This is a genomic window from Pseudomonas sp. NFR02 (assembly GCF_900119375.1).
Taxonomy (GTDB): Bacteria; Pseudomonadota; Gammaproteobacteria; order Pseudomonadales; family Pseudomonadaceae; genus Aquipseudomonas; species Aquipseudomonas paracarnis.
In genome coordinates this window covers 400,851-420,253 of record NZ_FPJJ01000003.1, presented here as the reverse complement: position 1 = coordinate 420,253, position 19,403 = coordinate 400,851, and the positions used below count along the sequence as shown (strand labels likewise).

Sequence of the window (19,403 nt, the reverse complement as noted above, 5' to 3'; positions counted from 1 at the left end):
GCCGACGTCTTCGCGAGCAAGCCCGCTCCCACAGGGGGCCTGCGCTTGACTGATTGGCATTAGGGAACGCCCGTTTTTTTTCTTATTCGGCCATGTGCAATTCCGGCATCCCCACCCGGAACCCTCGGGTGAGGCACAGCAAACACAGCAGCCCCAGGCCCATCCAGCCCAGGCCGATGGTGAACGACAGGCCCGACAGGCTCGTCCACAACCACAGCGTGCTGAGAAACCCCAGGCCTGGCAGGGCGGCGTACAGCAGATAGTTGCGTGTACCGCGCAGCTTCTGGTCGCCCAGGTAATGCTTGATCACGGCCAGGTTCACCGCCGAAAACGCGAACAGCGCGCCAAAGCTGATCATGTTGGCCACGGTGTCCAGGCTGATAAACAGCGCAATCAGCGAAAACAGGCTGACCAGCATGATCGCGTTGGCCGGGACGCGTTTTTTCGTCACCAGCTTGCCGAATACCCTGGGCAATGCGCCGTCGCGGCCCATGGCGAACAGCACCCGTGACACGCTGGCCTGGGAGACCATCGCGGAAGCGAAACAACCCGCCACGTAGGTGGCGGTAAATGCACTCACCAGCAGTTCACCGCCGACCCGACGCATCACATCCACCGAAGCCGCGTCGGGATCGGCGAAACTGTTCCATTCCGGGAAGACCATCTGGGCGCAATACGACACCACCAGAAACAGCAACCCACCGATCAGCGACACCGCCATGATTGCCTGCGGAATGGTACGGCGTGGGTCCGGCGTCTCCTCAGCCATGGTCGATACCGCATCAAACCCCAGGAACGACAGGCACAGCACCGCCGCGCCGGTCATGATCAGCGGCACACTGAAACCTTCATGGTAAAACGGCTTGAGCAGCGGCACCGGCTCGGCTTGCCCGCTGAGGTTGTGGATCGACAACCCCACGAACACCACGATGAACACCAGTTGGGCCACGATCAGCACCCAATTGACCCGGGTAATCGACTCGATACCCACCAGATTGAGCGCCGTCACCAAGGCAATGGAGCCCAATACCCATACGGCGGTGGGCACGGTAGGAAAGTATTCGGACAAGTAGATGCCGATCAGCAAATAGCTGAGCAGCGGCAGGAAGATGTAGTCCAGCAGCAAGGTCCAGCCGGCGATAAAGCCGAAGGAGGCGCCAAACGCCTTGCGCGTATAGGTGTAGACCGAGCCCGAATAGGGGTGCGCCTTGACCATGCACCCATAGCTGTAGGCCGTCAGCAGCATGGCAGCCAGGGTCAACAGGTAGGCGGTGGCCAGATGCCCTTTGGTCATCTGGGTGACCAGGCCGTAGGTGGTAAACACCGCCAGCGGCACCATATACGCCAGGCCGAACAGTACAAGCCCGACAAGGCCCAGGGGTTGTCGAAAGCGGCGCGATGAGGTCAGTTGGGTTGAGGTTTGATGGGCGGGAGTATCGGCTACGTTTGTTATTGTATTCATTGCTGACTCCTGGAAAGTGGAATGCAGGGCACCGCGGCGTTCGATCAAATCGACACCGTTGATGAGTCATCCATTGGGAGCGGTGGGCAGGCCGCTATGGGGCGCCCACCCTGTTCAACCGAGCGGCATGCAGGGGCTTAGCCCTTCACAGTTTTCCCGCGATCCGTGCGGTGCGGTCCACCGCGATGCGGGTTTTGTCGACCAGCTCATCAAGCTCCGCGCGGCTGGCCACCAGGGCCGGCGCCATGATCATACGGCCCAGGGTCGAGCGAATAATCACGCCTTCTTCGAAGCCAAACGTGCGGCATTGCCAGGCCAGGTCGTTTTCATTGGCAAAGCGTTTGCGCGTGCCCTTGTCCTCGACAAACTGCAAGGCTGCCAGCAGGCCGGTACCCTGGATCTCGCCGATCAGCGGGTGGTTACCAAAGACTTCATGCAGGAGCGTGTGCAAATACGGCCCGGTGTCGTCCTTCACCTGGCGCACGATCCCTTCGTCACGCAGCGCCTTGAGGTTGGCCAGGGCCACCGCCGCTGCAACCGGGTGCCCGGAATACGTCAGTCCATGGGCAAACACCCCGCCCCGCTCCACCAGGGCTTCGGCCATGCGCTTGCTCAATACCAAACCGCCCATGGGCAGGTAACCGGAGGTCAGGCCCTTGGCGATCGACAACGTGTCGGGTTCGAAGCCGAAATACTGATGGGCAAACCACTCACCGGTACGGCCGAAACCGCCAATCACTTCATCAGCGCACAGCAGCACATCGTATTGGCGACAGATGCGCTGGATCTCTGGCCAGTAGCTTTCTGGGGGGAAAATCATGCCGCCGGCGCCCTGGAAAGGTTCAGCGATAAAACCGGCGACGTTTTGCGCGCCCAACTCCAGTATCTTTTCTTCCAGTTGTAGAGCGCAGCGCCTTCCGAACTCGGCCGGGGTCAACTCACCGCCCTGGGCGTACCAATAAGGCTCGTCAATGTGCGCGACGTCCGGGATCAAGCCGCCCATTTCATGCATGAATTTCATGCCGCCCAGGGCAGACGCCGCCAGGGTGGAGCCGTGATAGCCATTCCAGCGACCGATCATGATCTTCTTCTGCGGCTTGCCGAGCACTTGCCAGTAGCGGCGTACGGTGCGGATCAGCACCTCGTTGGCTTCGGAACCGGAGTTGGTGTAGATCACATGGCTGTAGTGCTTTGGCAACAGGCTGAACAGCAACTCGGACAGCTCGATCACCGCCGGATGGGTGGTGTGAAAGAACATGTTGTAGTACGCCAACTGATCCATCTGCGCAGCCGCCGCAGCGGTCAGGTCCTTGCGGCCATAACCCAGCTGCGTACACCACAGGCCCGACATCCCGTCCAGGTAACGCTTACCCTCGCTGTCCCACAGGTACAGGCCCTCACCGCGGACCATTACGCGTGGGCCTTCGGCATTCAGCGCCTTTTGATCCACAAAGGCATGGATATGGTGCGCCGCGTCCGAGGCCTGGTAGTCCTGGGTCTGGCGTTGCGGTTCAAAGGGTAGGTTCATGGCTTTTTCTCTTGTTGTGGGTGGTCATGCAGCCGGTCAACGGCTTTTGCTCATGTAGCGTTCGAGGGGGTCTTTGCTCAGCCCGCCCTGGGCCTCGGCCAACGAGTCGATAAACAGGGAAAACAGTTCCGATTGCGTGCCGATGTCGAGCTTGCTGTAGATGTGCTTGCGGTGGGACTTGATAGTGTCTTCGGAGACTCCGAGGCGCTCGGCCAGCGAACGTGTGGAGTGGCCGCGCAGGATCAACTGGGTGATCCGGCATTCGCGTTCGGTGAGCAGCGACGAGCCGAAGTTGTTGAGTGCCGAGTGAATACGCTGTTCCAACAGGCTTTCGAAGCGCGCGCCCTGAGTCTCCAGGCCGGCGAAGTGCTTGCCCAGCACCGCCAGTACCCAAGGTGCTATGCGCTTGAATTGCTCGGTGGTGGCCGCGTCGAGCTTTTGCGTAAAGGCCAGCGACACCGCCAGGCTCAAGCCGTTGCTCGCCTGCAGGATGTAGTTGAGCTCATCCTCCAGATGCGAATGCCGGTAAAACGACTGGTAGTACTCGCTGTGCTCGAAGTGATCGGGGGCTACGTCGGCGAGGTCGTAGCAGCCGGAAGCCGCCCCCTCCACGCAGGCGCCGTAGAACGGGTCGAGCAAGTAAAACCCGGAGAGGTACTGGCGCACATTGCCCTGGGGCAGCCATGGCCCGTCCAGTTCGAACACTGCGCTGGGCATGCCGTCGTGGGGGTACAGGTACAAGGTCGTGGCCTGAATGGGGCGGATACACCCCAGGGCATCGAACAACGTGGCGGCAAACCCCGCGTGCCCAATGCTCTCGGTCACCCTGGCTATCTGTTCGAACCACTGGGCTGAAGACAGTCGATCATTATCCACTTCGAAGACTCGCCGTCATAACGGTTGGGTGCGACACCAGGTCACTGGCGCCGGGGACTGAAGTGATAGTCCCACACCCGCAAAGTCATCGAAATCACCCCTTAGGGTGAGGGGGTGCGCGCAAACCTCGCAATCGCCAAGCCCAGGCTTTCACGCAAGGTCGAGCCCTCGTAGGCCGTGCGATAAACACCGCGCTCCTGCAGCAAAGGGATCACCTCCTGAGTAAAACGATCAAATTGCCCAGGGTGCCCGATGTAGATATTGAACCCATCCACCGCCCGCGCCTGGAACCAATCCGCCAGTTTCTGCGCCACCGTGGCGGCGCTGCCCACGAACGCGCCTGGGCGCAATTGCCGGCCAAACTCGACGGCCTGGCGCAGGGTAAAGCCCTTTTCCCGGGCCTGGTCTGCGATGCGTTTGGCTGCGGTGAAAAAACTGCTGCGCGCGGCCTCCAGGCTCTCTTGCGGGAACGGCGCGTCCAGGTCGTATTGGCTGAAATCATGCCAACCAAAATTGCGCCCGAACTCCTTGAGCGCCAGCGCGAAACTGTGGTCGAGCTGATGATAGTGCTGCTCGATTTCCCGGGCATGGGCATCGGTGTCGCCCACGTAAATTTCCGCACCGGGCATGATCAGTACCTGTTCCGGATCGCGCCCCCGTTGTGCCGCCCTACCCTTGATATCCCGGTAAAACGCCTGGCCCTGCTCGATACTGGCTGCGTGGGTGAAGATCACATCGGCGGTGGCGGCGCCCAGGTCACGGCCTTGTTCGGAGTCGCCAGCCTGGAATATCACCGGTTGGCCCTGGGGGGAGCGCTGGATATTCAGCGGGCCCACCACCGAAAAGTGTTCGCCCTGGTGGTTCAGGCTGTGCAGCTTGCTCGGGTCGAGAAACTGCCCAGTGGCACGGTTGCGCACAAACGCATCGTCTTCGTAAGAATTCCACAGCCCCTGTACCACCTGAACGTGTTCGGCGGCACGCCCGTAGCGCGTGGCGTAGTCGTAGTGTTCGTCGCGGCTGTAGTTGCCGGCGGTACCGGCATCGCCACTGGTCACCACGTTCCAGCCGGCGCGGCCTTTGCTGATCAGGTCCAGGGAGGCCAGGCGCCGGGCGACGTTATACGGCGAGTTATACGAGGTGGTCAGCGTACCGACCAGGCCGATATGCCGCGTGCTCACGGCCAGTGCCGACAGCAAGGTCAGCGGCTCCAGGCGATTGAGGTAATGGGAGGGCGAGCCTTCGGTGATGAACTGGCTGTCGACGATGAACATTAGGTCGAACAGCGCCGCCTCGGCCTGGCGCGCTATCTCGATGTACCAATCGACGTTGACGCTGGCATCGGCCGGCAATTGCGGGTCAAGCCACAGGTTATGGCGGCCCGGCCCACCGCAGCCCATGGTCAGGGCGCCCAGTTTGAGCTGTCTTTTAGTCATTGCGCACTAGTCCTTCAAGCGGTCAGGGCTGGGTGGTGACGACGGCGGGTTGCAAGGCGGCCGCGAATGAAGGGTCGAACAACGTGGCGGCCGAGTAAGACTTGACCAGACCCAGGCCGGCAAAAAAGTCCACGGTCTTTTGCGCCTCAATGGGCGCCTGAGGCGTTAGCGGCTCGACGGTGGTGCGTGCGCGGGCAAACCAGACGCGGGCGATGTCGGCATCAGCGCGGGTGCGCTTGGCCCAGGCATCGGCATACGCGTTGGCGTTGGCCGGGCTCTGGCGCGCCCAGTCGCGGGCTTTTTTCAGGCGCTGGAGAAAGTCACTGATGGGTTCACGCTTGGCCTCCACAGCACTGGCGTTGGCGGCAATGAAACTCTGGGCCGGGATCAAGTCTTCAGCGGTTGCCAGCACCCGCGCACCTTGGCGTTCCTGTTGCGTGACGTAGGGTTCCCAAGTGGCGATCACGTCAACGGCACCGCCTTCCAGCGCGTGGGAGGCGTCCAGGGCGCTGAGGTAACGCCATTGCAGCGAATCCCGCGCAACCCCGGCCTTGTCCAGCGCGGTCAGCAACAATTGCTGGCTCCAGGAGCCCTTCCAGATCGCGGCGCGTTTGCCTGCCAGATCGGCCAGGCTGCGGATCGACGAGTCTTTTTTTACCAGGATGGCTACGCCGTCGAGATTCTGCCGGCTGACGGCAATCACCTTGATCGGTGCACCCAAGGCGCCCAGGAACAACACCGGGGCATCCCCGAGCAGGCCCAGGTCCAGGCTGCCGACGTTGAGCGCTTCGGCCACTGGTGAGCCGGCCGTGAACTGTTTCCAGTCCAGCGTGTAGGGCAAGTCATCCAGCACCCCCGCCGCTTCCATCACGGCCTGGGCGTTGTAGCTCTGGTCGCCGACCACCAGGGTTTGCGCTTGCGCCGTCAGGCACAGAAATGAGGCGGCGAACCCGGCCGCCAGGATTTTGAGGTAACGCACGTTCGTCTCCAGATGCCTTGTGGGGCATGCAAGTCGATCCGCACGCACGGTCTCGGTTTAAAAGGTTATTGTTTATAGCTATGGGGTGTGAGGGCTATTTTTGCGGGCTGAAGGCGAGATGTAAAATACTGATTACGCATAACCTAATTCAATAAAAATGCGTATATCGCATCACGCCAGCGCGCAAATTCAATCCGGGCTACCAAGCCCGAACCACGCCGAAGGCGAAAGAACGGGTCGAATACACGCTCCAGGTCCGCTTCGGGAATCCCCGGCCCCTCGTCGCTGACCTCAGGCCGGCCCGGCATACAGTCCCGGCGCTCGTTAGCACGCCTGCTCAAACGTCATAATCACAGGGGCATCTGCGTGGTAATCTCCCGGCACCACGAATAGACATTGATCGTCACTTGACGATGACCAAAGCCAGGAAAGACCATGCCCAAGATTTCTCACTCAGCGCTACGCCGTAACTTCCGTGACCTGCTGGCAACGCCCCTGTGCGTTGAAACCGCCTCCGTATTCGACCCCATGTCTGCCCGCATCGCGGCCGACCTGGGGTTTGAAGTGGGAATCCTGGGCGGCTCGGTCGCCTCCCTGCAGGTGCTGGCGGCCCCCGATTTTGCGTTGATTACCCTGAGTGAGTTCGTCGAGCAAGCCACCCGCATCGGCCGTGTGGCCCAGTTGCCCTTCATCGCCGATGCCGACCATGGCTACGGCAACGCCCTGAACGTGATGCGCACCGTCGAAGAACTGGAACGCGCCGGCGTCGCAGCGCTGACCATCGAAGACACCCTCTTGCCCGCGCAATTCGGGCGTAAATCCACGGACCTGATTTCCGTCGAAGAAGGCATCGGCAAGGTCAAGGCCGCGCTGGAGGCACGTGTCGACCCGGCGCTGTCGATCATTGCGCGCACCAATGCCGGCGTGCTGCCCACCAGCGACGTGATTGCGCGGACCAAGGCCTACGAAAAGGCCGGCGCTGACGGCATCTGCATGGTCGGCGTCAAGGACTTCGACCACCTGGAGCAGATCGCGCAGAACCTCAGCGTTCCGCTGATGCTGGTCACCTACGGTAACCCGCAACTGCACGACAGCGAGCGCCTGGCCAGCCTGGGCGTGCGCATCGTGGTGGCCGGGCATGGCGCCTACTTCGCCGCGATCAAGGCCACTTACGACAGCCTGCGTGCCCAGCGCCAGCTGACCCACAGCACCTCGAACCTCAGTGCGACGGAGTTGACCCACACTTACACCTTGCCTGAGAGCTATGTGGCGTGGGCCGAAGAGTTCATGGATGTAAAAGAGTAATCAATCACTCACGGCTCAGCCGTTGGCGCATCCCTGCGCTGGCGGCCGGGCCGGGCTGTACCACGCACTGATCCATCGCCACCCACGCACCTTCCTCCGTCGCCATCATCGGCTGCACCGGCCGGCCCGTCTCGCGTTCCACCACCTCGACACTGATGCCCTCCTCGGCGTAATGCCGATTGCCCCAGGCCACCAACGCCATCAGCACCATACGAAAGTCTTCGCCCCTGGCCGTCGGCACGTATTCGTAGCGTGGCGGCCGCTCGCTGTAGGCGCGGCGCTCCAGCATCCCCGCTTCTACCAAGCCATTAAGGCGGCGCGTCAGCATGTTGGGCGCGATGCCCAGGCTGCGCGAGAACTCGTCAAAACGGCGCAAGCCGTGCAAGGCGTCGCGCATGATCAGCATGCTCCACCACTCCCCTACCCGTTCAAGGCTACGGGCGATGGGGCATTCGGCACTGATGAGGGATTTGCGCTGCATAAGTATTCCTGTGTGCGAGTACAAACTTGTAGGACACCATGTTACTTTCATGATGATAGTGACGTCCATACGCTGTGTATCCTTCAAGCAACAGGAGTCGATTGAGCATGAGTAAACGTATCGTCGTGACGGGCATGGGCGCGCTGACGCCGCTGGGGTCGAGCGTGGAATCCACTTGGCAGCGCTTGCTGGACGGGCAGTCGGGCATCCGCTGTTTGCCGCAAGAGATGATCGGTGATCTGGCGGTCAGCATCGGCGGCCAGGTGCAAAGTGCGTTGCAAGACCCCGAAGCCGGTTTTGATCCTGATCGACTGTTGGCGGCCAAGGAACAGCGCAAGATGGACCGCTTTATCCTGTTCGCCCTGGCGGCGGCGGATGAAGCCCTGAAGCAGGCCAATTGGGCCCCCAAAACACCTGAGGAGCAGGCGCGCACGGCGACCATCATCGCCTCCGGTGTCGGTGGTTTCCCGGCCATTGCCGATGCAGTGCGCACCACGGACAGCAAGGGCCCGCGTCGTCTGTCGCCCTTCACCATTCCATCGTTTCTGAGCAACATGGCCGCCGGGCATGTGTCGATCAACTATGGCTTGAAAGGCCCGCTGGGTGCGCCAGTAACCGCGTGTGCAGCCGGGGTTCAGGCCATCGGCGACGCAGCGCGAATGATCCGCGCCGGGGAAGTCGACGTCGCGGTATGCGGCGGTGCCGAAGCGGCGATTCATCGCGTCAGCCTGGCCGGTTTCGCCGCAGCGCGAGCGTTGTCCAGCGATTTCAATGCCACCCCGCAGCGCGCTTCGCGCCCCTTCGATCAAGCGCGCGACGGCTTTGTGATGGGCGAAGGCGCCGGCATTCTGGTAATTGAAGAACTGGAGCATGCCCTGGCGCGGGGCGCGCAGCCGATTGCCGAACTGGTGGGCTATGGCACCAGTGCAGACGCCTATCACATGACCGCAGGGCCTGAAGACGGTGACGGTGCGCGCCGGGCAATGACTCAAGCGTTGCGCCAGGCGGGCATCGAGGCATCGCAGGTGCAGTACCTGAATGCCCACGCGACCTCCACGCCTGTGGGCGACAAAGGCGAGCTGGCGGCGATCAGGACGGTATTCGGTACCGGCGGCAGCCCGGCGATCAGCTCGACAAAATCCGCCACCGGCCACTTGCTCGGTGCTGCGGGGGGCATCGAAGCCGTCTTTACCGTGCTTGCCCTGCGTGACCAGATCGCGCCAATGACACTCAACCTGGAAAACCCGGACGCCCTCGCCGACGGCCTGGACATGGTGCGCGATGAGGCGCGTCCCATGCCGATTGAATATGCGCTGTCCAATGGCTTCGGCTTTGGCGGCGTGAACGCCAGCGTACTGTTCCGACGCTGGATATAAGCCGGGGTTTGCCCCTGGGCTGAATTTCACCGACCATGGCGCCTTTCTGTTCCTGCCAACACGAGGTGCCCATGGCCAACCACGACCTGTCCTATACCCCTGACCCGGACGCCGATTCCATCTCCTCCGACGTGATCGGCTTCAACGGCATCCTGGTCTCCACCCAGATTCCCACCCATGCCGATGGCAGCCTGGAGCTGGGCGATATCACCCTGCAAAGCGAGTGCACCCTGCAAGCGCTTAAAGTTGCGCTGGAAAAAGCCGGCAGCTCCATGGACCGGGTCATGCACCTGACCATCTACCTCACCGACATGGCCGACCGCGCGGCGTTCAACGAGGTCTACAAGCGCTTTTTCGCCAAGCCCTGGCCAGTGCGGGCGGCAGTGGGCGTTGCCGCCTTGGCGGTAGAAGGTATGCGGGTGGAAGTGACGGCGATGGCTGCCAAGGCTTGAATCTGTGACGCCGTTAGCGCCGATCTGATCGGAATGTCGAACGCCGTCAAAAAGGTGGGAGCTGGCTTGCCTGCGATAGCGGTGGTGAATGTTCAATCGCCATCGCAGGCAAGCCAGCTCCCACATTGGGGCTTCGTTGCGTTGAGTAATGCGTTCGCTTAACGGACTTGCATTAGGCCCGACAGCCCTGCGGTAGATGCCGCCCAGGCATTTCACAGCTACAATGCGCGCCTCAACCGTGACAAGCCTGACTAAAAAAACTATGTCCTTGCCCAAGCATCACCTGGAATTGCTCAGCCCTGCCCGCGATGTCGCCATTGCGCGCGAGGCTATCCTGCACGGCGCCGACGCCGTTTACATCGGCGGGCCGAGCTTTGGCGCCCGCCATAATGCGTGTAACGAGGTGAGCGATATCGCCCAACTGGTGGAATTCGCCCGCCGTTACCACGCCCGCGTCTTCACCACCATCAACACCATTTTGCATGACAACGAGCTGGAGCCCGCGCGCAAGCTGATCCATCAGCTCTACGATGCCGGTGTGGATGCGCTGATCGTGCAAGACCTGGGCGTGATGGAGCTGGATATTCCGCCGATCGAGCTGCACGCCAGCACCCAAACCGACATCCGCACCCTGGGCCGGGCCAGGTTTCTCGACCAGGCCGGTTTCTCGCAGTTGGTACTGGCCCGCGAGTTGAACCTGCAAGAGATCCGCGCCATTGCCGACGAGACCGATGCCGCCATCGAGTTCTTTATCCACGGCGCCCTGTGCGTAGCGTTCTCCGGGCAGTGCAATATCTCCCACGCGCAAAATGGCCGCAGCGCCAACCGTGGCGACTGCTCCCAGGCCTGCCGCCTGCCCTACACCCTGAAAGATGACCAAGGCCGCGTGGTGGCCTTTGAAAAGCACCTGCTGTCGATGAAAGACAACAATCAGAGCGCCAACCTGCGCGCCCTGGTCGAAGCGGGTGTGCGTTCGTTCAAGATCGAAGGCCGCTACAAGGACATGGGCTATGTGAAGAACATCACCGCCTACTACCGACAGCGCCTCGACGAGATCCTCGAAGACCGCCCGGACCTGGCCCGCGCTTCCAGCGGGCGTACCGCGCACTTCTTCCTGCCCGACCCGGAAAAAACCTTCCACCGTGGCAGCACCGATTACTTTGTCAGCGACCGCAAGATCGACATCGGCGCGTTTGACACCCCGACCTTTACCGGCCTGCCCGTGGGCACCGTGGAAAAAGCCGGCAAGCGCGACTTGCAGGTGGTCACCCATGAGCCGCTGTCCAACGGCGACGGCCTCAATGTGCTGATCAAGCGTGAAGTGGTGGGTTTTCGCGCCAACATCGCCGAGCCCAAGGGTGAGTTCGAGGAAGACGGTGAAAAGCGCTACCGCTACCGCGTCGAGCCCAACGAAATGCCGGCCGGCCTGCATCAACTGCGCCCCCATCACCCGCTCAATCGCAACCTGGACCACAACTGGCAACAGGCCCTGCTCAAGACCTCGGCCGAGCGCCGTATCGGCTTGTCATGGGTCGCACGCCTGCGTGAAGAGCAGCTGCAAATCACCGCGACCAGCGAAGAAGGCATCAGCGCCAGCGTCACCCTGCCTGGCCCGTTTGGCGTGGCCAACAAGCCGGAACAGGCGCTGGACACCCTGCGCGACCTGCTCGGCCAACTCGGCACCACCGAGTACCATGCCACCCGCATCGAACTGGATGCGCCGCAGGCGTTCTTCATTCCCAATTCGCAGCTCAAGGCCTTGCGCCGTGAAGTGATCGAAGCACTGACTGCCGCACGCGTCGCCGCGCATCCGCGGGGCGGGCGCAAGGCTGAAACCTCGCCGCCGCCGGTTTACCCTGAGGCGCACCTGTCGTTCCTGGCCAACGTCTACAACCAGAAGGCCCGGGACTTCTACCATCGTCACGGCGTGAAGCTGATCGACGCGGCCTTCGAAGCCCATGAAGAAACCGGCGAAGTGCCGGTGATGATCACCAAGCACTGCCTGCGTTTCTCGTTCAACCTGTGCCCTAAACAGGCCAAGGGTGTGACCGGGGTAAAGACCAAGGTGGCGCCGATGCAATTGATCCACGGTGACGAAGTGCTGACCCTGACGTTCGACTGCAAACCCTGCGAGATGCATGTGGTGGGCAAGATCAAGGGGCATATCCTCGGCCTGCCGCAGCCTGGCAGCGCGGTGGAGCATTTCAATCCGGAAAACCTCATCTATCAGGGCACGCACTAACCCTCATCTGTAGGAGCGAGCTTGCTCGCGAAAAGCTCGAGGACGCCGCGTTTCAACCCGATGCGCTGCGTCATCGTTAGCCTTCTTCGCGAGCAAGCTCGCGCCTACCGAGGTTGCGGGGCCACCACCAACCCCGCTGCAACCCTGCCGCTGCCAGCAGAATCGCCGCCACACCCAGCCATTGCAGCCACCCCAGGCGATGCCCGAACGCAATCCAATCCACAAAGATCGCCGCAATCGGGTAGATGAACGACAGTGCGCCGGTAATGGCCGTCGGCAGTTTCTGGATCGCGCCATACAGCAGTACATACATCAAACCCGTGTGCACCACCCCCAAGGTGACCAAGGCCGCCCACGTCGTGGTGGATGCCGGCAGGCCATTCCAGGGCACCAGCGGCGCCAGCAATAGCGCGCCAGTGGCCACCTGGATCAATGCCATCAAATGCGGCGGTACTTCCTTGAGGCGCTTGATGATCAACGCCGCGACCGCATACAAAAATGCCGCGCCCAGGGCTAGCGCGATGCCTACCAGGTAATCTCCTCCACCCGTTTGCTCGCCATGGGCGGTAACAATCGCCAACATGCCCAGGAACGCCACGCTCAACCACGCCAGTTTCTGCACGGTGATTTTTTCACCGAGAAACACCGCCGCCAGCATTACCAGAATAAACGGCTGCACGTTGTACACCGCGGTGCTGATCGCGATGGAGGCACGGGAGTAGGATTCGAACAGCAGCAACCAGTTGCCGACAATGGCCACACCGCTGAGCACGGCCAGCCCCAGTTTTGCCCAACTGAGCAGGTCCAGGCGCAGGTAACCCAGCCAGGCGCACACCAGCACCAGCGTCAGCGCACCGATCACGCAGCGCCAGAACACCACCTCGATCACCGACACGCCAGACACCAGCACAAACCAGCCAATGCTGCCCGAGATCAGCATGGCGGCGACCATTTCCCACGACCCGCGACGAATGGATGAATCCATGATTGAGGCTCCTCAAGTGAGGCTCCAGTATGGCAATCTGTTGGTGACGGCTACAGCGACTAAAAAAGGCAAAAGCCCGAAATCACCTTTTCTTATTAGGCACAGACCATGATCGACACCATCGACCAGCAATTGATCGCCGCTTTGATGGACGACTCGCGGTTGTCCCTCAAGGCCCTGGCAGGCATCACCGGGCTGTCGTCACCCAGCGTCAGCGAACGTCTGCGGCGCCTGGAAGAACGCGGCGTGCTGACCCACTACACCGTCGACATCGACCCCAAACACTTCGGTTACCTGCTGCAAGCCATCGTGCGCATCCGCCCCCTGCCCGGCAAACTGCAGGAAGTGGAGCGCCAGATCCAGGCGATCCCTGAGTTCACCGAATGCGACAAGGTCACCGGCGAGGACTGCTTTATCGCCCGCCTGCATGTGCGCACCATGGATCAGTTGGACAGCCTGCTGGACCGGATCAATGGGTATGCCGAGACCAATACTGCGATTGTGAAGAAAACCCCGGTGAAACGGCGCTTGCCGCCGCTGGGGGCTCGCTGAGGTGTCATGCCAAGGGAGTGTCATGACCAAACACAGTCAAATGTGGGAGCGGGCTTGCTCGCGAATACAGGGTGTCAGACACCGACTCTGTTGACAGGTATACCGCATTCGCGGGCAAGCCCGCTCCCACAGAATGCCACTTCAACCCGGTGATTGTTTGAACCCGCACTTGGCCACCGCCCTCCAACCTGAATGAACCACGGCCGGGTGCACGCACTATGACTTTCATTCTATGGTTGGCCGTATTGGGCGCGGTGCTGCTCACCCTCGCCCTCACGTCCTCCTATCTGCGCTGGATGCCGGTCACCACTTCGGCGGTGTGCCTGTTGCTGGGTATCGCCATCGGCCCGCTGGGTGTGGACCTGCTGCACCTGGACATCAAGGGGTCGGCGCGCTGGATGGAGCACCTGACCGAAGTGGCAGTGCTGTTTTCGCTGTTTGTCAGCGGCCTTAAATTGCGCCTGCCGCTCAAGCATCGCACCTGGCGCATCGCCTTCGGCCTGGCCGGCCCGGTCATGCTGTTGACCATCCTCGGCACCGGGCTGTTGTTGCATTACCTGCTTGATCTGTCGTGGGGGGTGTCTTTGTTGGTGGGCGCGATCCTGGCGCCGACCGATCCGGTGCTGGCGGGTCTGGTTCAGGTCAACAATGCCCAGGACTACGACGCGCTGCGCTTCGGTCTGTCCGGCGAAGCGGGGCTGAACGATGGCAGCGCCTTTCCGTTTGTGATCTTCGGCTTGCTGTTCATGCAACACGGCGGCTTCGATGGCGACTGGGTCGGCGGTTGGGTGCTGAAAAACCTGGTATGGGCGGTGCCGGTCGGGCTATTGATCGGCTACTGGATGGGCCGAGGTATCGGCCGTGTGACGTTGCGCCTGCGCCTGATCAATGCCGACAGCACCCTCTCGCCCAATGATTACCTGACACTGGCATTGATCGCCCTTGCCTATGTGACCGCCGAAGCCGTGGGCGGCTATGGCTTCCTGTCGGTATTCGCGGCGGGCCTGGGGTTGCGTCAGGCCGAGGTGAAGTCCACCGGCAACGCCCAGACACCCGCCGAGCACCTGGCGCAACCGGTGGTGGGCCACCTCGAAATCGAGCCCGAGCAAGCCTTGCACGGCGACGTCAGCCAGTTGAAGGACACCCAGATCGCGGCAGGCGTGATGATGGGTGACATGCTGGCCTTCGGCAGCCTGGTGGAGCGGGCCATGGAGGTGTTCCTGGTGACCGTCTTGGGCATCGTGCTGGTCAGCCACTGGGAGTGGGCCGCGTTGGCGGTGGCGCCGTTACTGTTCTGTGTGATTCGCCCCGCCAGTGTATTCGCCATGCCTTGGGGCCGCCTGCTGGACCATCGCCAACGCAGCCTGGTCAGTTGGTTCGGCATCCGTGGGATCGGCAGCATTTACTACCTGTTCTATGCGCTCAACCACGGTCTGGTAGGCACCAGCAGTGCGGTGGCGGTCAACCTGACGTTGTCGGTCATCGCATTGAGCATCCTGGCCCATGGCCTGAGTACCCAGCCCATGCTGGCATGGTATGAGCGTCAGGCTGCGCAAAAAAATTGAATCCTGCACTACGCCGGGGTTTCAAACAGCCAAGACCCACACTGCGAGTCAGCTAATGAAAAAGATCGCCCAACGATTGCTTGAGGAACGCCAACGCCTGGGATATTCGCAGCAATACCTGGCGCAGGCAGGCGGCGTGACCACCCGCGAGCAACGTCAATATGAACTGGGCGAAGACCTGCCCCATGCCAACTACCTGGCAGCTCTGGCCGAGCATGGGGTGGATGTGGTGTATGTGATCACTGGCAAGCGCAGCACGGTGGTCAATATCAGCCGCGATCAGGCGCAGACGCTGATCGATAACCGCGTGGTGGGCCAGGAGGTGTCGCTGGACGGCGGGGCCGAGGAAGACGTCTACTTCAAGCTCAGCAATCCCTCGGGCCCGCCGCCGGATCAGTCCTGATTTTCAGTGTTGCCAACGTCCGCCGCTTCATCCAGGTCGTTCAGCGGCACCTCGGCATCGTCCATCAACGAACCCGGGTCTTCATTGCCGGGGTCGTTGAGTTCATCGTCCAGTTCTTTTGACATGTGCGTCTCCTCTAACCGCCTTGGGTATCGATATCGGCATCGGTTTCAGGCTTGTGCTCGCGCTCGGGCTTGAAGTCTGGACTGTAGTCGTTTTCCTTGGCCTTTGGGTCGCTCGCAGGCGTTGGATCCTTGGGCGCATCGGCGGCGGTGCCAGGGGCAGGCTCGCCGCCGTCGATGGCGGGGTCGTTGCGATTGTGGGTCTGGGGATCTTTAGGCTGGGTCATGAGGCACCTCTTTGCAGGCCGATGAAAAATCTGAACCGCATAGAGCTAAGGCGTCACGGCCACGGCTGAAGTTCCGTTCGCGTGGTCAGCGCAGTGGATTGTCCACCTGGATATAGAACGCATAGATGCCCAACACCAGCCAGAACACCATGAACAACCACGGCGCACGCATGGAAAACAACAACGACTTGCGATAGCCCTTGTGGCTCGACTCCACTTCGGAAAACAGGGGCGACTCATCGTAGGCCATGCCCATCACTGGCTCGCTGCGCAGCAATTCGCTTTGCTTGTAGTGCCAGTGGTCGATGATTTCATACGCCGCACGGATACCGGGCCAGGCATTCAGCGAACTGAGAATACCCAGCGAAACCAGGAAGATCGGCACCACCAGCGTGAACAGCTTGCCCCATTCCGGGTTGAGGTTGCCCATGCCGGAGACAAAGGCAATCACCAGGAAGGATTGCGCGGTCAGGTAGGCGTCGGTGCGGTTGGCCAGGATGCTGGTTTCGTACTGGATCTCGCGCCGGTAAAAGTCGAGGCGGTCCTTGGGCGAGCCGAATATCTTTGCGTTGTGTTCGCTGTGGTCGTTCAGGGCCGCTTCCGGAGTGTGGGGGGAGATGATTCTGGACACGACGGTGCTCCACAAGGTGACGAAACTCCTTAGAAGAATCGGGGCCTTGTGAAGTTCAAGTAGGTTCGCGCACCAATTCAGGGCGACCGCCGCCCTCTGTAGGAGCGAGTTAGCTCGCGAAATACGTCAACGCTAACGCGGGCTGCCTGATTAAACGCGGTGCCGGTGAGTTTTTCGCGAGCAAGCTCGCTCCTACAGGGGATTAACGGCATTCCGGCACAGGCATTGCTTTATCCATTCACCATCCCGAAAACAGGAGCATGCGTTACCCCCCGACCCAGAGCCGCCCCCATAAGAAAGTAAGGACCAGGTCTGTTGGCACCTTCAGCCACGGGCTCATAAAAACATGCGTTTTTTTAAGCGGCAGTGCCACCCAAAGCCACACTGGGCACTGACAAGGTACTGGAATGGCTCGATCTTTCTTTGATGAAATGAATGACGCAAACGGCGTTTGCCGTGCGCATTATCAGGACTTCTCTCGCTGGCTGGCCCACACGCCGCCGGAACTGCTGGCCCAGCGTCGCCGTGAAGCGGATTTGCTGTTCCATCGCGCCGGGATCACCTTCACCCTGTATGGCGACGAGCAAGACACCGAACGCCTGATCCCCTTCGACATCATTCCCCGCAGCATCCCCGCCAGTGAGTGGAGCCTGATCGAACGCGGCTGTATCCAACGGGTCAACGCGCTGAACCTGTTTTTGGCCGACATCTACCACGACCAGCGCATTATCAAGGCCGGGATCATTCCCGCCGATCAGGTCCTGGGCAATGAGGGCTATCAGAAAGCCATGGTCGGTCTCGACCTGCACCGCGGCATCTATTCGCACATCTCGGGCGTCGACCTGGTGCGCGACGGCGACGGTACCTACTACGTGCTGGAAGACAACCTGCGCACCCCCAGCGGCGTGAGCTACATGCTCGAAGACCGCAAGATGATGATGCGCCTGTTCCCGGAAGTGTTCGCCAAGCAGCGCATTGCCCCGGTGGACCACTACCCCAACCTCTTGCTCAAGACCCTCAAGAGCGCCAGCCGCCTCGATAACCCGAATGTGGTGGTGTTGACCCCTGGGCGCTTCAACAGCGCTTTCTTCGAACACGCCTTCCTTGCCCGGGAAATGGGCGTGGAACTGGTGGAAGGCGCCGACCTGTTCGTGCAGGACCTCAAGGTGTTCATGCGCACCACCGACGGCCCCAAGGCCGTGGACGTGATCTACCGACGCATCGACGACGCTTTCCTCGACCCCCAGGCGTTCAATCCCGAGTCGATGCTCGGCGTGCCGGGGCTGGTGGCGGCTTACTGCGCCGGCAATGTGGTGCTGGCCAATGCCATCGGCACCGGGGTGGCTGACGACAAGTCGATCTACCCCTACGTACCCGCGATGATCCGCTTCTACCTGGACGAGGAACCGATCCTGCAGAACGTGCCGACCTTCCAATGCCGCAAGCCCGATGAGCTGTCCCATGTGCTGGCCAACCTGGAGCAGTTGGTGGTCAAGGAAACCCAGGGCTCCGGCGGCTACGGCATGCTGGTGGGCCCGGCGTCGACGGCCGCCGAGATCGAAGACTTCCGCCAGCGCATCAAGGCCCGCCCCCATGCCTATATCGCTCAACCCACCTTGAGCCTGTCCACCTGCCCGACCTTTGTCGAAAACGGCATCGCGCCCCGGCACATCGACTTGCGACCCTTCGTGCTCTCGGGCAAGGAAACCCGCCTGGTGCCCGGTGGCTTGACCCGCGTGGCGCTGAAGGAAGGCTCGCTGGTCGTCAACTCGTCGCAAGGCGGTGGAACCAAGGACACCTGGGTGGTGGAGGGCTGAGTATGCTGAGTAGAACAGCTGCAGATCTGTATTGGATGTCGCGTTACCTGGAGCGCGCCGAGAACCTGGCACGCATGCTGGAAGTCAGTTATTCGTTGTCCTTGATGCCCCAGGCCGGGCGCAGCGATGGCCTGGATGAACTGGCGATGTCGTTGCTCAGCAGCGGCACCCTGGACAGCTACCTGGAGCGGCACCAGACCCTGGATGCCGAACGCATGTTGCACTTCTTTGCGCTCGACGCGCAAAACCCCGCGAGCATCTACAACTGCCTGCGTGCCGCCCGAGGCAATGCCCATGCGGTACGCGGGCGCATCACCGCCGACATGTGGGAAAACCTCAACGCCACCTGGCTGGAAATGCGCAGCATCGCCGCCGGTGGCCTGGCACGGCATGGCATCAGCCACTTCTGTGATTGGGTCAAGCAACGCTCGCACCTGTTTCGGGGCGCAACCTCGGGCACCATCATGCGCAATGACGCCTACCGCTTCATTCGCCTGGGCACCTTTGTCGAACGTGCTGACAACACCTTGCGCCTGCTGGATGCGCGCTATGAGATGTTCGGCGAGGAGTCGGAAGAAGTCAGCGACGTATCGGCACGCGGTTATTACCAGTGGAGCGCCCTGCTGCGCGCGTTGTCGTCGTTCGAGGCCTATACCGAGCTGTATCCGAATGCCTTGAATGCACGCTCGGTGTCAGAGTTGCTGCTGTTGCGCAGCGATGTGCCGCGTTCGCTGCATGCCTGCATCGAGGAGTTGAGCCATATCCTGGCCGACCTGCCCGGCAGTTATGGGCGCACGGCGCAACGCCTGGCGGCGGAGTTCGAGGCGCGGCTGCGGTACACGGGGATTGATGAGATTCTGGAAGATGGGCTGCACACTCGGCTGACAGAATTCATCGACACCGTGCGTGAGTTGGCCCGGGAGATACAAAGCTCCTACCTGGAAGTGGTGTAGCCCAAACCTGTAGG

At 61.4% G+C, this 19,403-nt stretch carries 19 protein-coding genes and 1 pseudogene; 9 read left to right on the top strand and 11 right to left on the bottom strand.

What is annotated here, in order from left to right; translation table 11 throughout:
• Positions 1 to 82: 82 nt before the first annotated feature.
• From BT199_RS12225 to BT199_RS27670, 6 genes and pseudogenes are all read right to left on the bottom strand, one after another.
• Positions 83 to 1,462: an APC family permease gene (locus BT199_RS12225; RefSeq protein ID WP_032902614.1), complete on the bottom strand. Its 1,380-nt coding sequence runs from the start codon at positions 1,460 to 1,462 to the stop codon at positions 83 to 85.
• 145 nt (positions 1,463 to 1,607) lie between these two features.
• The gene (locus BT199_RS12220; protein WP_072434557.1) at positions 1,608 to 2,990 is read right to left on the bottom strand and encodes an aspartate aminotransferase family protein; all 1,383 of its coding nucleotides are present in this window, start codon (positions 2,988 to 2,990) and stop codon (positions 1,608 to 1,610) included.
• A 36-nt stretch (positions 2,991 to 3,026) separates the two neighbouring features.
• Positions 3,027 to 3,866 carry a helix-turn-helix transcriptional regulator gene (locus BT199_RS12215; protein ID WP_032873985.1) on the bottom strand — a complete coding sequence of 280 codons (840 nt, stop codon included), beginning with the start codon at positions 3,864 to 3,866 and terminating at the stop codon, positions 3,027 to 3,029.
• 101 nt (positions 3,867 to 3,967) lie between these two features.
• Positions 3,968 to 5,299: an LLM class flavin-dependent oxidoreductase gene (locus BT199_RS12210; RefSeq protein WP_072434556.1), complete on the bottom strand. Its 1,332-nt coding sequence runs from the start codon at positions 5,297 to 5,299 to the stop codon at positions 3,968 to 3,970.
• Positions 5,300 to 5,321: 22 nt separating this feature from the next.
• Entirely contained in the window at positions 5,322 to 6,278 is a 957-nt protein-coding gene (locus BT199_RS12205; protein ID WP_019820070.1) for an ABC transporter substrate-binding protein, read from the bottom strand.
• A 143-nt stretch (positions 6,279 to 6,421) separates the two neighbouring features.
• A pseudogene (locus tag BT199_RS27670) lies at positions 6,422 to 6,571 on the bottom strand (ATP-binding protein); the annotation flags it as partial.
• Positions 6,572 to 6,713: 142 nt separating this feature from the next.
• On the opposite strand from BT199_RS27670, the gene BT199_RS12195 reads away from it, so the two are divergent.
• Positions 6,714 to 7,583, top strand: a complete 870-nt coding sequence (locus tag BT199_RS12195; protein WP_019820071.1) for an isocitrate lyase/PEP mutase family protein — start codon at positions 6,714 to 6,716, stop codon at positions 7,581 to 7,583.
• A 4-nt stretch (positions 7,584 to 7,587) separates the two neighbouring features.
• On the opposite strand, the gene BT199_RS12190 is transcribed toward BT199_RS12195, so the two are convergent.
• Positions 7,588 to 8,064: a winged helix-turn-helix transcriptional regulator gene (locus tag BT199_RS12190; protein WP_032873990.1), complete on the bottom strand. Its 477-nt coding sequence runs from the start codon at positions 8,062 to 8,064 to the stop codon at positions 7,588 to 7,590.
• 107 nt (positions 8,065 to 8,171) lie between these two features.
• Between BT199_RS12190 and fabF the strand changes: the two genes are divergently transcribed.
• From fabF to BT199_RS12175, 3 genes are all read left to right on the top strand, one after another.
• Complete coding sequence (gene fabF / locus BT199_RS12185; RefSeq protein WP_019820073.1) at positions 8,172 to 9,440, top strand: beta-ketoacyl-ACP synthase II; 1,269 nt, start codon at positions 8,172 to 8,174, stop codon at positions 9,438 to 9,440.
• Positions 9,441 to 9,511: 71 nt separating this feature from the next.
• Positions 9,512 to 9,892, top strand: coding sequence for a RidA family protein (locus BT199_RS12180; protein ID WP_014718423.1), 381 nt, complete (start codon positions 9,512 to 9,514; stop codon positions 9,890 to 9,892).
• Positions 9,893 to 10,154: 262 nt separating this feature from the next.
• Positions 10,155 to 12,134 (top strand): peptidase U32 family protein, encoded by a 1,980-nt coding sequence (locus BT199_RS12175; RefSeq protein ID WP_072434554.1) that lies wholly within the window; start codon positions 10,155 to 10,157, stop codon positions 12,132 to 12,134.
• Positions 12,135 to 12,210: 76 nt separating this feature from the next.
• Here BT199_RS12175 and BT199_RS12170 read toward each other — a convergent pair whose 3' ends face one another.
• Positions 12,211 to 13,119, bottom strand: a complete 909-nt coding sequence (locus BT199_RS12170; RefSeq protein ID WP_032903427.1) for a DMT family transporter — start codon at positions 13,117 to 13,119, stop codon at positions 12,211 to 12,213.
• Positions 13,120 to 13,227: 108 nt separating this feature from the next.
• Here BT199_RS12170 and BT199_RS12165 point away from each other — a divergent pair, with 108 nt between their 5' ends.
• The 3 genes from BT199_RS12165 to BT199_RS12155 all read left to right on the top strand — a co-directional run bounded on the left by BT199_RS12165 (position 13,228) and on the right by BT199_RS12155 (position 15,639).
• Positions 13,228 to 13,671 (top strand): Lrp/AsnC family transcriptional regulator, encoded by a 444-nt coding sequence (locus BT199_RS12165; RefSeq protein ID WP_014718420.1) that lies wholly within the window; start codon positions 13,228 to 13,230, stop codon positions 13,669 to 13,671.
• Positions 13,672 to 13,889: 218 nt separating this feature from the next.
• Positions 13,890 to 15,236 carry a cation:proton antiporter gene (locus BT199_RS12160; RefSeq protein WP_014718419.1) on the top strand — a complete coding sequence of 449 codons (1,347 nt, stop codon included), beginning with the start codon at positions 13,890 to 13,892 and terminating at the stop codon, positions 15,234 to 15,236.
• Positions 15,237 to 15,291: 55 nt separating this feature from the next.
• A complete protein-coding gene (locus BT199_RS12155; RefSeq protein ID WP_014718418.1) occupies positions 15,292 to 15,639 on the top strand; it encodes a helix-turn-helix domain-containing protein in 348 nt (115 codons plus the stop codon).
• Here BT199_RS12155 and BT199_RS27470 read toward each other — a convergent pair.
• From BT199_RS27470 to BT199_RS12145, 3 genes are all read right to left on the bottom strand, one after another.
• Positions 15,630 to 15,764: a hypothetical protein gene (locus tag BT199_RS27470; RefSeq protein WP_014718417.1), complete on the bottom strand. Its 135-nt coding sequence runs from the start codon at positions 15,762 to 15,764 to the stop codon at positions 15,630 to 15,632. The two genes, BT199_RS12155 and BT199_RS27470, sit on opposite strands and share 10 nt — an antisense overlap.
• An 11-nt stretch (positions 15,765 to 15,775) precedes the next feature.
• Positions 15,776 to 15,988, bottom strand: a complete 213-nt coding sequence (locus BT199_RS12150) for a hypothetical protein (RefSeq protein WP_072434553.1) — start codon at positions 15,986 to 15,988, stop codon at positions 15,776 to 15,778.
• A gap of 85 nt (positions 15,989 to 16,073) precedes the next feature.
• Positions 16,074 to 16,619, bottom strand: coding sequence for a hypothetical protein (locus BT199_RS12145; RefSeq protein ID WP_014718415.1), 546 nt, complete (start codon positions 16,617 to 16,619; stop codon positions 16,074 to 16,076).
• Between the two features lie 407 nt (positions 16,620 to 17,026).
• Here BT199_RS12145 and BT199_RS12140 point away from each other — a divergent pair, with 407 nt between their 5' ends.
• Complete coding sequence (locus tag BT199_RS12140) at positions 17,027 to 18,436, top strand: circularly permuted type 2 ATP-grasp protein (protein ID WP_060767315.1); 1,410 nt, start codon at positions 17,027 to 17,029, stop codon at positions 18,434 to 18,436.
• A 2-nt stretch (positions 18,437 to 18,438) separates the two neighbouring features.
• Positions 18,439 to 19,389, top strand: coding sequence for an alpha-E domain-containing protein (locus BT199_RS12135; protein WP_014718413.1), 951 nt, complete (start codon positions 18,439 to 18,441; stop codon positions 19,387 to 19,389).
• Positions 19,390 to 19,403 lie beyond the last annotated feature (14 nt).

Bases quoted from the DNA above. Each gene is read 5' to 3' on its own strand.
- BT199_RS12220 (WP_072434557.1), bottom strand. From the start codon at position 2,990: ATGAACCTACCCTTTGAACCGCAACGCCAGACCCAGGACTACCAGGCC.
- BT199_RS12155 (WP_014718418.1), top strand. From the start codon at position 15,292: ATGAAAAAGATCGCCCAACGATTGCTTGAGGAACGCCAACGCCTGGGA.
- BT199_RS27470 (WP_014718417.1), bottom strand. From the start codon at position 15,764: ATGTCAAAAGAACTGGACGATGAACTCAACGACCCCGGCAATGAAGAC.
- BT199_RS12140 (WP_060767315.1), top strand. From the start codon at position 17,027: ATGGCTCGATCTTTCTTTGATGAAATGAATGACGCAAACGGCGTTTGC.
- BT199_RS12190 (WP_032873990.1), bottom strand. From the start codon at position 8,064: ATGCAGCGCAAATCCCTCATCAGTGCCGAATGCCCCATCGCCCGTAGC.
- fabF (WP_019820073.1), top strand. From the start codon at position 8,172: ATGAGTAAACGTATCGTCGTGACGGGCATGGGCGCGCTGACGCCGCTG.
- BT199_RS12195 (WP_019820071.1), top strand. From the start codon at position 6,714: ATGCCCAAGATTTCTCACTCAGCGCTACGCCGTAACTTCCGTGACCTG.
- BT199_RS12175 (WP_072434554.1), top strand. From the start codon at position 10,155: ATGTCCTTGCCCAAGCATCACCTGGAATTGCTCAGCCCTGCCCGCGAT.
- BT199_RS12180 (WP_014718423.1), top strand. From the start codon at position 9,512: ATGGCCAACCACGACCTGTCCTATACCCCTGACCCGGACGCCGATTCC.
- BT199_RS12150 (WP_072434553.1), bottom strand. From the start codon at position 15,988: ATGACCCAGCCTAAAGATCCCCAGACCCACAATCGCAACGACCCCGCC.
- BT199_RS12225 (WP_032902614.1), bottom strand. From the start codon at position 1,462: ATGAATACAATAACAAACGTAGCCGATACTCCCGCCCATCAAACCTCA.
- BT199_RS12160 (WP_014718419.1), top strand. From the start codon at position 13,890: ATGACTTTCATTCTATGGTTGGCCGTATTGGGCGCGGTGCTGCTCACC.
- BT199_RS12210 (WP_072434556.1), bottom strand. From the start codon at position 5,299: ATGACTAAAAGACAGCTCAAACTGGGCGCCCTGACCATGGGCTGCGGT.
- BT199_RS12135 (WP_014718413.1), top strand. From the start codon at position 18,439: ATGCTGAGTAGAACAGCTGCAGATCTGTATTGGATGTCGCGTTACCTG.
- BT199_RS12170 (WP_032903427.1), bottom strand. From the start codon at position 13,119: ATGGATTCATCCATTCGTCGCGGGTCGTGGGAAATGGTCGCCGCCATG.
- BT199_RS12165 (WP_014718420.1), top strand. From the start codon at position 13,228: ATGATCGACACCATCGACCAGCAATTGATCGCCGCTTTGATGGACGAC.